We start from the raw sequence: 12,491 nt of genomic DNA on the forward strand, positions 1-12,491 counted from the left end.
GGCCTGCTTGGCGAGTGAATTCGCCCCTACAAGGGTTTCCCGGTTCCCCTCTCAAACGTTGATGGTTTCCACGTTGTGGCAGGCCACCTGGCGGGCGTCGAGCAGGCGCAGCTCCGGCACTTCCACCTTGCAGCGCTCGGTGGCGTAGGGGCAGCGCTTGTGGAACGCGCAGCCGGATGGCGGGTTGAGCGGGTTGGGCAGTTCGCCGGTGATCTTGATCTTCGGCTTGCTCGGGTCCGGGTGGATGGCCGGCGTGGCCGAGAGCAGGGCCTTGGTGTAAGGGTGCAGCGGGCGCTCGTAGATCAGTTCGCTGGGGCCCATTTCCGCCGGGCGGCCGAGGTACATCACCAGCACGTCGTTGGCGACGTGGCGTACCACCGCGAGGTTGTGGGAGATGAACACGTAGCCCGTGTTGTAGCGCTCCTGCAGGTCCATGAAGAGGTTGAGCACCTGGGCCTGGATCGACACGTCCAGGGCCGATGTGGGCTCGTCCGCCACCAGTACCTTTGGGTTGAGCATCATGGCGCGGGCCAGGGCGATGCGCTGGCGCTGGCCGCCGGAGAACATGTGCGGATAGCGCTGGAAATGCTCGGGGCGCAGGCCCACCTGCTGCATCATCGCCTGCACCTGCTCGCGGCGTTCGACGCGGGACAGGCCGGTGTTGATGACCAATGGTTCGGCCAACTGGTCGCCGATCTTCTGCCTCGGGTTGAGCGAGGCGTAGGGGTTCTGGAACACCATCTGCACATCGCGGCGCAGTTGCTTGCGTTCGTCCTTGCTGGCGCCCGCCACTTCGCGACCGGCGATCTGCAGGGAGCCGGAGGAGGGTTCCTCAATCAGAGTCAAGGCGCGGGCGAGGGTGGACTTGCCGCAGCCTGATTCGCCGACCACGGCCAGGGTGCGACCGGCTTCCAGTTCGAAGGACACACCATTCAGGGCGCGCACCAGGGCATGGGGCTTGAACAGGCCACGGGAGACTTCGTAGTGGCGGTGCAGGTCTCGGGCGGTCAATACGGCACTCATCGCGCCACCTCGATCAGGTTTAGGGGGTAGAAGCAGCGCACGGCGCCATGGGCGTGCGGGTCCAGCGTCGGACGCTGGGCCACGCAGTTGGACTGGCCGTAGGGGCAGCGCGGCGACAACAGGCAGCCGTGGGGACGGTCGTAGCGGCCGGGGACGATGCCGGGCAGCGTCGACAGGCGGTGGGCGCCCAGGCTGTGCTCGGGAATCGCCTTGAGCAGGGCTTCGGTATAAGGATGGGTGGGCTCGTCGAACAGGCGCGGCACTTCGCCGATTTCCACGGCCTGGCCGGCGTACATCACGCACACGCGGTCGGCGGTTTCGGCAACCACAGCCAGGTCATGGGTGATCAGCACCAGGGCCATGCCCTGGTCGCGCTGCAGGTCCAGCAGCAGGTCCATGATCTGCGCCTGGATGGTTACGTCCAGGGCGGTGGTGGGTTCGTCGGCGATCAGCAGCTTGGGTTCGGCGGCGATGGCCATGGCGATCGCCACGCGCTGGCTCATGCCCCCGGACAACTGGTGCGGATAAGCATCGAGACGGCTGGCGGCACCGGGGATTTCCACCCGTTCCAGCAGCTCCAGGGCGCGCTGGCGAGCGGCCTTGCCCTTCAGGCCCAGGTGCTGGCGCAGCACTTCCTCGATCTGGAAGCCCACGGTGTAGCTGGGGTTGAGGGCGGTCATCGGGTCCTGGAAGACCATCGCCAGGTCCTTGCCGACGATGTGGCGACGCTGCTTGCCCTTGAGCTTGAGCATGTCGTGGCCGTCGAAGCGCAGGCTGTCGGCGGTGATGCGGCCGGGGGCGTCGATCAGGCCCATCAGCGCCATCATGGTCACCGACTTGCCGGAGCCGGACTCGCCAACGATGGCCAGTACTTCGCCCTTGTTCACCGAGATATCGAGGCCATCCACCACCGGGACGGCGTTGGCGTCGCCGAAGCGCACGCTGAGGTTCTTGATTTCAAGGAGGCTCATACGGCGGACTCCGGGCAATGCGCAACGCTGGAACGCGACGTTGCAGGAGCGAGCTTGCTCGCGAAGGGGGACGGTAGGTTCGCCAGCAAGCTGGCTCCTACGAGGAGCTGGCGCGGAATAGAGAAATTCATGGCGGGCTCCTCAGACTGCATTCTTGAGTTTCGGGTCCAGCGCATCGCGCAGGCCGTCGCCCATCAGGTTGATCGCCAGCACGCTGAGCAGGATGGTCAGGCCAGGCAGCGAAACCACCCACCAGGCGCGTTCGATGTAGTCGCGCGCGGAGGCCAGCATGGTGCCCCACTCGGGGGTGGGCGGCTGCACGCCGAGGCCGAGGAAGCCCAGGGCGGCGGCATCGAGGATGGCCGAGGAGAAGCTCAGGGTCGCCTGGACGATCAGCGGCGCCATGCAGTTGGGCAGCACGGTGACGAACATCAGGCGCATCAGGCCGGCGCCGGCCAGGCGCGAAGCGGTGACGTAGTCGCGGTTCAGCTCGCCCATCACCGAGGCGCGGGTCAGGCGCACGTAGGAGGGCAGGGAGACGATGGCGATGGCGATCACGGTGTTGATCAGGCCTGGACCGAGGATGGCGACGATGGCCACGGCCAGCAGCAGCGATGGCAGGGCCAGCATGATGTCCATCAGGCGCATGATCGACGGGCCCAACAGGCGCGGGAAGAAACCTGCCACCAGGCCAAGGAGGATGCCGGGAATCAGCGACATCACCACCGACGTCAGGCCGATCAGCAGCGACAGACGGGCGCCATGGATCAGGCGCGAGAGCACGTCGCGGCCAAGTTCGTCGGTGCCGAGCAGGAACTGCGCCTGGCCGCCTTCCAGCCACACCGGGGGCGTCAGCAGGAAGTCGCGGAACTGCTCGCTCGGGTCATGGGGGGCGACCCAGGGAGCGAAGAGGGCGCAGAAGACGATCAGGATCATGAAGAGAAGGCCGCCAACAGCGCCCTTGTTGTGGGCGAAGGCCTTCCAGAATTCTTTGAGCGGCGACGGGTAGAGGACGCTCGGGTCGACCTGGGGTTGCATTGTGGTCACGTCAGGTCTCCTTAACGCTGATGGCGGATACGTGGATTAACCAGGCCGTAGAGGATGTCCACGACGAAGTTCACCACGATCACCAGGCAGGCGATCAGCAGGATGCCGTTCTGCACCACCGGGTAGTCACGGGCGCCGATGGCTTCGATCAGCCATTTGCCGATGCCCGGCCAGGAGAAGATGGTTTCGGTCAGCACTGCGCCGGCGAGCAGGGTGCCCACCTGCAGGCCGAACACGGTGAGCACCGGGATCAGCGCGTTGCGCAGGCCGTGGACGAAGACCACGCGGGCCGGCGACAGGCCCTTGGCGCGGGCGGTGCGTACATAGTCTTCGCGCAGCACTTCGAGCATGGCCGAACGGGTCATGCGGGCGATCACCGCCAGCGGGATGGTGCCCAGCACGATGGCCGGCAGGATCAGGTGGCGCAGGGCGTCGACGAAGGCGCCTTCCTCTTCGGACAACAGCGTGTCGATGAGCATGAAGCCGGTTTTCGGCTCGATGTCGTAGAGCAGGTCGATACGCCCGGACACCGGCGTCCAGCCCAGTCCCACGGAGAAGAACATGATCAGCAGCAGGCCCCACCAGAAGATCGGCATGGAGTAGCCCGCGAGCGAGATGCCCATCACCCCGTGGTCGAATAGCGAGCCTCGCTTCAGGGCGGCGATCACCCCCGCCAGCACCCCGAGGGTGCCGGAGAAGATCAGCGCGGCGATGGCCAGTTCCAGGGTGGCGGGGAACAGGGTGAGGAACTCGTGCCAGACGCCTTCGCGGGTACGCAGCGATTCGCCCAGGTCGCCCTGTGCCAGCTTGCCGATGTAGTCCAGGTACTGTTCCGGCAGCGGTTTGTTGAGACCGAGGCGTTCCATGGCCTGGGCGTGCATTTCCGGGTCTACCCGACGCTCACCCATCATCACTTCCACCGGGTCACCGGGAATCAGGCGGATCAGGGCGAAGGTGAGCAAGGTGACGCCGAAGAAGGTGGGGATCAAAAGCCCCAGTCGGCGCGCGATGAAACTCAGCATTTGGGCGAATCACTCCTCATCTTTTGTTTTGCCGGTCAACACACTGACCGTTCCCAGCAGTTTAGGCCGCGTGGGTAAAGGCGCCGGCCCGAGGGGGTCGGTTGCCTTGCGTTTTTTGTGGCAGGTGAGATTGGCCTCGTCCGATCTAGGTGTCGGATTGAGGATGCGACGAAGGCCGGTCGCCCGGCCTCGTTCACTCAGCGCCCGTTGGAGACGCCATAGAAGCTGTTACGTCCGAAGGGGCTGATCAGGAAGTCCTTCACGCTGGCGCGCATCGGCTGGTAGACCGTGGAGTGGGCGATCGGGGTGATCGGCACCTGCTGTTGCAGGACGTGCTGGGCCTGCTTGTACAGCTCGGTGCGTTTCTCGACGTCGGCGGTGGCCTTGGCGGCCTTCACCAGCTTGTCGTAGCTCGCATCGCACCATTTGGAGAAGTTGTTGCCGTCCACCGAGTCGCATCCGTAGAGGGTGCCCAGCCAGTTGTCCGGGTCACCGTTGTCGCCGGTCCAGCCGATCAGCATGGCGTCGTGCTCGCCGGCATGGGCGCGCTTGATGTATTCGCCCCACTCGTAGCTGACGATGCGGGCCTTGATACCCACCTTGGCCCAGTCGGACTGGAGCATTTCGGCCATCAGCTTGGCGTTGGGGTTGTACGGACGCTGAACCGGCATGGCCCAGAGGGTGATCTCGGTGCCTTCCTTCACGCCGGCGGCTTTCAGCAGCTCCTTGGCCTTCTCCGGGTTGAACTCGCGATCCTTGATGGTCTCGTCGTAGGACCACTGGGTCGGCGGCATGCCGTTCACCGCCAACTGGCCGGCGCCCTGGTAGACGGCGTCGATGATGGCTTTCTTGTTCACCGCCATGTCCAGCGCCTGGCGCACTTCGAGCTTGTCGAAGGGGGCGCGGGTGACGTTGTAGGCGATGTAGCCGAGGTTGAAGCCTGGCTCGCTCGGCACCTGCAGGTTCGGGTCCTTCTTCAGGGCCTCGATGTCGGCAGGACGCGGGTTGAGGGTGATCTGGCACTCGCCGGCCTTGAGCTTCTGGGCACGTACCGAGGCATCGGTGTTGATGGCGAAGATCAGGTTGTCGATCTTCACGTCGTCCGGCTTCCAGTAGTCCTTGTTGCCGGTGAAGCGGATCTGCGCGTCCTTCTGGTAGCGCTTGAGCACGAAGGGACCGGTGCCGATGGGCTTCTGGTTGATGTCGGCGGCCTTGCCAGCCTTGAGCAGCTGGTCGGCGTACTCGGCGGACTGGATCGCGGCGAAGTTCATCGCCAGGTTCTGGATGAAGGCGGCGTCCACCTCGTTCAGGGTGAAGGCGACGGTCATGTCGTCGACCTTCTCCACCTTGGCGATGTTCTTGTCCAGGCCCATGTCGGTGAAGTAGGGGAATTCAGTGGGGTACGCCTTACGGAAGGGGTGGTTCTTGTCCAGCATGCGCTGGAAGGTGAACACCACGTCATCGGCGTTGAATTCGCGGGTCGGCTTGAAGTAGTCGGTGGTATGGAACTTCACGCCCGGGCGCAGGTGGAACACGTAGCGCTTGCCGTCTTCGCTGATGTCCCAGCTGCTGGCCAGGGTCGGCTCGACCTTGGTGCTGCCACGCTGGAACTGTGCAAGGCGGTTGAAGATGGTTTCCGAGGCCGCATCGAAGTCGGTACCGGTGGTGTACTGGCCCGGGTCGAAGCCGGCGGGGCTGCCCTCGGAGCAGAAGACCAGGTTGCTGGCGGCGTGGGTGAAGCCGGAACCGAGGATGAGACCAGCGGCAATCATGGACTTGAGCGCGGTTTTCTGACGCATGCGAACCTCGTTGTTGTTTTTTTGAGGGCGGCATATCAGGTGTTGAAGCCTGCGGTGTCTTGTACACCTGACCCTGCGACTTCGTGGGCCGCAGGTTGCCCGTCATTCGCGAGCCGGGTCCGTAGATCGGTGTTCCCGGGCGGGCGATGGCGGCGAAGGAAGAAGGAGTGCTTGCGCCTCCGCCGGCCGAGGCCGAACTTAAGTGATGCTGAAATTAAGGTCAACTTAAATTCAGTGGCGCTTACTTCCGAAAACCGACCGGTCAGGGGGTGGCGTGGTCGTCGAAAAGACCCATGGTGGTAACGGTCAGCACCTCGGCCACTTCTTCGCCGGAATTGGCGAGAAAGTGCGCTTTGGCCGCGTCGAAATGCACCGAATCCCCTGGACCCAGGGGATAGTTGCGGCCTTCGATGGTGTAGACGATCTGCCCGGACAGCACGTAGGCGAACTCGGCGCCTTCATGGGAAATGAGCTCGGACTGGTAGCCCACCGGCATGCTCATCTTCACCGCGTTGATCAGGTTGCCGGGGAAGTTGCTGGACAGGCGCTCGTAGGCCAGCGGCTGGCCGCCGATGGTGTAGCGCACGCGCTGGCCCTGGTGGGAATCGGGCTGGTGCTGGCTGGGTTGGTCAAACAGGACGTTGAGGGGAATGCCCAGGGATTTGGCGATGTTCGCCAGGGAAGAGATCGACACGCCAGTGAGGTTGCGCTCCGCCTGGGACAGGAAACTGGCCGTGAGGCCCGATTCGGCGGCTACCTGGTTCAGGGTCTTGTTGGCGGCGCGGCGATAGCGGCGCAACCGTTCGCCGATCTGTTCTACGGTCATTGGTGTGGCTCTTGTTTTGAGGGCGCCAGTATAACGGGTGGCGCATTGTAGAAAAGGCTTGTCGCCTTATTGAAATTAAGTGGGACTGAAAATTAGCATTGACGGCTATTTAAGTGGAACTTAAATTCTGCGCACCGCAACACGACTCAGGAGAACAAGATGACAGTGGGAGTGGGTGGCAAGACTCCGGAACAGGCGCTCGCCGGCCTGTCGAACATGGTCGCGGGCATGGGCCCCATCGGCCTCGATGAGTACCAGGTGCGCATTGCCAAGGCCCAGGGCCTGATGCGTGACCAGGGCATCGCGGCCATCTACCTGAACGCCGGCAGCAACCTGCGCTACTTCACCGGGGTGAAGTGGAGCCCGAGCGAACGCATGGTTGGCGCCGTACTTCCGGCCAATGGCCCGCTTGCCTACATCGCCCCGGCCTTCGAGGAAGGCACGATTCGCGATTTTCGCGAGGTGGACGGGGTTATCCACACCTGGCAGGAACACGAGAGCCCTTACCGCCTGCTGCTGGACATGCTGACCGGCATGGGCATCGCTGCTGACGCCAGCATCGGCCTCTGCCCGTCCATGGCCTTCTTCATGTACGACGGCATCCGTCGCCTGGGTTCCGCCTTCGACTTCGTCGATGCTGCCTGCATCATCAACCCCTGCCGCTTCCACAAGTCCGCCACCGAACTGGCGCTGATGCAGCGCGCCAAGGATATGACCCTGGAAGTGCACAAGGCCGCTGCCAGCATCCTGCGCGAGGGCATCAGCACCACGGACGTTGTGGAGTTCATCCAGCAGGCGCACCGCAAGGTGGGCGCGCCGGGTTCTACCTTCTGCATCGTGCTGTTCGGCGAGGCGAGTGCCTTCCCCCATGGGGTGAAGCATGCGCAGGTGCTCAAGGACGGTGACATGGTGTTGATCGACACCGGCTGCCAGGTTCACGGCTACCAGTCGGATATCACCCGCAGCTATGTGTTCGGCGTGCCGAGCGAGCGTCAGCGCGCGCTCTGGAACCTGGAGAAGGCCGCGCAGCAGGCGGCCTTTGACGCTGCTCTCCTTGGGGCACCGTGCAGCTCGGTGGATTCGGCCGCGCGTCGTTGCCTGGAAGCTGGTGGCCTGGGACCGGACTACAAGCTGCCGGGCCTGCCGCACCGCACTGGCCACGGCATCGGCATGGACATCCACGAAGGGCCTTACCTGGTGCGTGGCGACGAGACGCCGCTGGCCGAGGGCATGTGCTTCTCCAACGAGCCGATGATCTGCGTGCCGGGCGAGTTTGGGATTCGTCTGGAGGACCACTTCTACATGACCGCCACCGGGCCGCGCTGGTTTACCCAGCCGAGCCATTCCATCGACGATCCGTTTGGGTTGGAGGCCTGAGGGCGGACCCGCTTGGATAGCTCCCTCTCCCTTCAGGGAGAGGGTTGGGGAGAGGGAAGGGCAGGACTGCGTCCTGCTTGGCGAATGAATTCGCCCCTACAGGACTGCGCCGGGACTCGCCTCTGTGCGGACAGCTCCCTCTCCCTCTGGGAGAGGGGTGGGGTGAGGGCAGCTGAGCCTTGCTGGAAGTTCCAGGGGCAGACCTGCGGTCTGCTTAGCGAATGAATTCGCCCCCACAGTCGCCACGCCAGCCTATTTCGCCAATTTCACCTTCGCGAAGTTGTTCGAGCCCATCGGATTCAACTGAAAGCCCTCCACCCCCTTCTGCACAACGGCGAACTGCTTGGGGTGCGCAAGGGGAATCCACGGCGCCTGTTCGTGGAAGATCGCCAGTGCCTGCCGATAGAGCTCTGCGCGCCGGGCCGGGTCGGTGATGGCGCGAGCCTCGCGGATCAGCGCGTCGAATTTCTCGTTGCACCAACCTGCCTGGTTTTCGCCTGACTGCGCTGCTGCGCAGGACAGGTTTGGCGTGAGGAAGTTATCCGGATCGCCGTTGTCGCCGGCCCAGCCCATGAACACCAGGTCGTGCTCGCCGTTCTTGGCACGCTTGATCAGCTCGCCCCATTCAAAGACGCGAATCTCTGCCTTGATACCGATGGCCGCCAGGTCGGCCTGGAGCATCTGTGCGCCGATGCCGGGGTTGGGGTTGGTCGGGCCGCCGCCGGGCCGCGTCCAGATGGCCAGCTTGAAGCCGTCCTTGTAGCCGGCCTCGGCCAGCAGCTGGCGCGCTCTTTCGGGATCGTGGGGCCAGGGATCCAGCTTGTCGTTGAAGCCCAGTAGGGTGGCCGGGTAGGGCGCCACGGCGATGCTGGCATTACCTTCGCCGAACTGCGCACGAAGGTAGGCGCGGGTGTCGAAGGCGAAGTTGATGGCCTGGCGCACGCGCACGTCGTCCAGCGGCGGATGGCGGGTGTTGAGGCCGACATAGGCGACCAGCAGCGAATCCAGTTCCAGCACCTTGAGCTCCGCTTGCTGACGGAGGTCCGCGATGTCGGTGGGGCGTGGATACACGGCGATCTGGCAGGCGCCGGCCTTGAGCTGTTGCACTCGCACGTTGGGATCGGGGGTGATGGCGAACAACAACTTGTCCACAGCCGGCTTGCCTGCCCAGTAGGTCGGGTTGGCGTGGAAGCGGACCTGTGAATCCTTGCGGTAGCGCTCGAAGACGAAAGGTCCGGTCCCTACCGGCTCGCGGTTGAGCTGGTCCGTCTTGCCGGCCTTGAGCAACTGGTCGGCGTATTCGGCGGAATAGATCGAGGTGAAGCCCATGGCCAGGTCGGCGAGGAAGGGCGCCTCCGGGTGCTTCAGGGTGAAGCGCACGCGGTGGTCGTCGAGCTTCTCGACGCGCTCGATCAATTGGGTGAAGGCCATGGATTCCACATAGGGAAAACCGCGCGGAGAGAGCTTGTGCCAAGGGTGCGCAGGGTCGAGCTGGCGCTGGAAGCTCCAGAGCACATCGTCGGCGTTGAACGCGCGGCTGGGGGTGAACCAGGGCGTGCTGTGGAAGGTGACACCCTTGCGCAGCTGGAACTCGTAGACCAGGCCGTCGGGGCTGATGGTCCAGCTCTCCGCGAGGCCCGGTTGCAGCCGGGTACTGCCGGGGGCGAATCGCACCAGGCGGTCGAAAACGGTTTCGGCCGAGGCGTCGGCCGTGGTGGCTGCGGTGTACTGGACGATGTCGAAGCCTTCGGGGCTGGCTTCGGTGCAGACCACCAGCGACTGGCTGGCGAAGGCATGGAGGGGAAGGCAGAGGGCGAGGGACAACAGGTTTCGACGCATCGGGCTTCCTTGATGGTGTAAAGAAAACGGGGCCCGAAGGCCCCGTTTGCCGGCTTACTTGCCGACGCTCACGCCATAGAAGGAGTTGAGTGCGAACGGGCTGATCTTGAAGTCCTGCACGTTCTTGCGCATCGGTTGATAGACAGTGGAGTGGGCGATCGGGGTGATCGGCACGTTGTCTTTCAGGATGTGCTGGGCCTGTTTGTACATCTCGGTGCGTTTTGCAACGTCGCTGGTGGCCTTGGCGGCCTTCACCAGCTTGTCGTAGTTGGCGTCGCACCATTTGGAGAAGTTGTTGCCTTCCACGGCGTCGCAGCCGTAGAGGGTGCCCAGCCAGTTGTCCGGGTCACCGTTGTCGCCGCTCCAGCCGATCAGCATGGCGTCGTGTTCGCCGCCCTTGGCGCGCTTGATGTACTCGCCCCATTCGTAGGTGACGATCTTGGCCTTGATGCCCACCTTGGCCCAGTCGGACTGGAGCATTTCGGCCATCAGCTTGGCGTTGGGGTTGTACGGACGCTGAACCGGCATGGCCCACAGGGTGATCTCGGTGCCTTCGGCAACGCCGGCGGCTTTCAGCAGCTCCTTGGCCTTGTCCGGGTTGTAGCCGGCATCCTTGATGGTCTCGTCGTAGGACCACTGGGTCGGTGGCATGCCGTTCACGGCGAGTTGGCCGGCGCCCTGGTAGACGGCGTCGATGATGGCTTTCTTGTTCACCGCCATGTCCAGTGCCTGGCGCACTTCAAGCTTGTCGAACGGCTTGTGGGTGACGTTGTAGGCGATGTAGCCGAGGTTGAAGCCCGGCTGCGACGGCATGTTCAGGTTCGGGTCTTTCTTCAGCGCTTCCAGGTCGGCCGGACGCGGGAAGAGGGTGATCTGGCACTCGCCGGCCTTGACCTTCTGCATGCGCACCGAGGCGTCGGTGTTGATGGCGAAGATCAGGTTGTCGATCTTCACCTCGCCAGGCACCCAGTAGTCCTTGTTGCCCTTGAAGCGAATTTGCGCGTCTTTCTGGTAGCGGCTGAAGACGAACGGGCCGGTGCCGATGGGCTTCTGGTTGATGTCGGCGGCCTTGCCGGCCTTGAGCAGCTGGTCGGCGTACTCGGCGGACTGGATGGACGCGAAGCTCATGGCCAGGTTCTGGATGAAGGCTGCATCCACGCCATTGAGGGTGAACTTGACGGTGTTGTCGTCGACCTTCTCCACCTTGGCGATGTTGGCGTCCATGCCCATGTCGGTGAAGTAGGGGAATTCGGTGGGGTACGCCTTACGGAACGGGTGGTCCTTGTCGAGCATGCGCTGGAAGGTGAAGAGCACGTCGTCGGCGTTGAAATCGCGGGTCGGCTTGAAGTAGTCGGTGGTGTGGAACTTCACGCCCTTGCGCAGATGGAAGGTGTAGGTGAGGCCATCGGGGGATACGTCCCACTTCTCGGCCAGGCCCGGGATTACCGCGGTGCCGCCACGCTCGAACTGGGTCAGGCGGTTGAAGACGGTTTCAGCGGCGGCGTCGAAATCGGTACCGGTGGTGTATTGGCCCGGATCGAAACCGGCGGGGCTGCCTTCGGAGCAGAACACCAGGTTGCTTGCAGCGCTGGCGAAAGGTGCGCTGGCGATCAGCCCAGCCGCGACAAGTGCCTGGATGACGGCGTTTTTACGCATGTTGACCTCATATTTATTCTGTTTGTCATCGTGAGGGGCCCTTTGTGGGGGCCTTGCGAGAAGCTATGCAGGGCATATGCCCGACGCAATAGCTGGACGGGAAAGAGTGTAGTCGGCGGAATAAAGCTGTAAGGGCTTGTCGCAATTCTGCAAATCCAAGCCGCGGGGAGGGGGTGGGCGCCGCCCCGGAATGCGGCGGCGCCCCGTGCAGGATCAGGGCATCTGCACTTCGATGGTGCCGTCGGCGCTGACGCTGACGCGGCTGGTGCCGGCTTCGATCTCGGGCGCGGCGGCCGCATCGGCGTAACCTTTGGCGGACATGGCGCGCATCATGATCGGCTGCGGCGGCTGGAAGCCAGCGCTGTTCAGGCTCAGGTTGACCAGCTTGTAGCCCTTGCCGCCGAGGGCGTTAGTCGCCAGCTGGGCGCGGGCCTTGAAGGCGTCCACGGCTTGCTTGATCAGGTCGTCTTCATGGGTCTTGCGGGTCTTCTCGGCGATGCTGAAGTTCATGCCGGCCATCTTCAGCTGACCCATCAGGTCGGCGCTGAGTTGGGACAGGGCGGCGAAGTCGGCACTTTCCAGGCGCAGTTCGGCGCGCTCGCGCCAGGCGGTGATTTTCTGACCCTTTTCGTCATACACCGGGTAGCTGTTGCGGCTGCCCAGGCTGACGGTGACGCCCTTGGCCTTGCGGGCCTTTTCCACGGCGCTGTTGAGGGTGCGGGTGATCTCGTCGGCCAGCTTGGCCGGGTCGGTATTCTGCGACTCGCTATAGAGGGTGACGTGCATCAGGTCGTGGGCCACTTCCTGGCTGACTTCGGCACGCACTGCCACCTGGTTGTAGCGGGCTTCGTCGGCGGCCTGGGCCGCGAGGCTGCCAAGGCTGGCGGCGCAGAGGGCGAGGGCGGCGGCGAGACGGGTGAACTTGGGCATG

At 64.0% G+C, this 12,491-nt stretch carries 10 protein-coding genes; 1 reads left to right on the plus strand and 9 read right to left on the minus strand.

All coding sequences use genetic code 11. The features are described from left to right. Positions 1 to 51: 51 nt before the first annotated feature. The 6 genes from E8F06_RS11275 to E8F06_RS11300 all read right to left on the minus strand — a co-directional run bounded on the left by E8F06_RS11275 (position 52) and on the right by E8F06_RS11300 (position 6,688). Positions 52 to 1,023: a peptide ABC transporter ATP-binding protein gene (locus E8F06_RS11275; RefSeq protein ID WP_280367061.1), complete on the minus strand. Its 972-nt coding sequence runs from the start codon at positions 1,021 to 1,023 to the stop codon at positions 52 to 54. After that, positions 1,020 to 1,994: an ABC transporter ATP-binding protein gene (locus tag E8F06_RS11280; RefSeq protein WP_280367063.1), complete on the minus strand. Its 975-nt coding sequence runs from the start codon at positions 1,992 to 1,994 to the stop codon at positions 1,020 to 1,022. Before E8F06_RS11280 ends, E8F06_RS11275 begins: the two co-directional genes overlap by 4 nt. A gap of 141 nt (positions 1,995 to 2,135) precedes the next feature. Further along, positions 2,136 to 3,032 (minus strand): ABC transporter permease subunit, encoded by an 897-nt coding sequence (locus tag E8F06_RS11285; RefSeq protein WP_280367365.1) that lies wholly within the window; start codon positions 3,030 to 3,032, stop codon positions 2,136 to 2,138. Between the two features lie 20 nt (positions 3,033 to 3,052). Next, on the minus strand, positions 3,053 to 4,063 hold the full coding sequence (locus E8F06_RS11290; RefSeq protein WP_190827084.1) for an ABC transporter permease subunit: 1,011 nt from the start codon (positions 4,061 to 4,063) through the stop codon (positions 3,053 to 3,055). Between the two features lie 197 nt (positions 4,064 to 4,260). Further along, positions 4,261 to 5,862: an ABC transporter substrate-binding protein gene (locus E8F06_RS11295; protein WP_280367065.1), complete on the minus strand. Its 1,602-nt coding sequence runs from the start codon at positions 5,860 to 5,862 to the stop codon at positions 4,261 to 4,263. Positions 5,863 to 6,124: 262 nt separating this feature from the next. Further along, a complete protein-coding gene (locus E8F06_RS11300) occupies positions 6,125 to 6,688 on the minus strand; it encodes a cupin domain-containing protein (RefSeq protein WP_280367068.1) in 564 nt (187 codons plus the stop codon). A gap of 159 nt (positions 6,689 to 6,847) precedes the next feature. Here E8F06_RS11300 and E8F06_RS11305 point away from each other — a divergent pair, with 159 nt between their 5' ends. Then, positions 6,848 to 8,065 (plus strand): Xaa-Pro peptidase family protein, encoded by a 1,218-nt coding sequence (locus tag E8F06_RS11305; RefSeq protein ID WP_280367070.1) that lies wholly within the window; start codon positions 6,848 to 6,850, stop codon positions 8,063 to 8,065. A 252-nt stretch (positions 8,066 to 8,317) separates the two neighbouring features. Here the strand turns inward: E8F06_RS11305 and E8F06_RS11310 are convergent, their stop codons facing one another. From E8F06_RS11310 to E8F06_RS11320, 3 genes are all read right to left on the minus strand, one after another. Continuing rightward, positions 8,318 to 9,904, minus strand: a complete 1,587-nt coding sequence (locus E8F06_RS11310; protein WP_280367072.1) for an ABC transporter substrate-binding protein — start codon at positions 9,902 to 9,904, stop codon at positions 8,318 to 8,320. A gap of 54 nt (positions 9,905 to 9,958) precedes the next feature. Beyond that, complete coding sequence (locus E8F06_RS11315; protein ID WP_280367075.1) at positions 9,959 to 11,560, minus strand: ABC transporter substrate-binding protein; 1,602 nt, start codon at positions 11,558 to 11,560, stop codon at positions 9,959 to 9,961. A 213-nt stretch (positions 11,561 to 11,773) separates the two neighbouring features. After that, positions 11,774 to 12,490: an SIMPL domain-containing protein gene (locus tag E8F06_RS11320; RefSeq protein WP_280367077.1), complete on the minus strand. Its 717-nt coding sequence runs from the start codon at positions 12,488 to 12,490 to the stop codon at positions 11,774 to 11,776. Position 12,491 lies beyond the last annotated feature (1 nt).

The sequence above is a fragment of the Pseudomonas sp. BN411 genome, assembly GCF_029871235.1.
Lineage (GTDB): Bacteria > Pseudomonadota > Gammaproteobacteria > Pseudomonadales > Pseudomonadaceae > Metapseudomonas.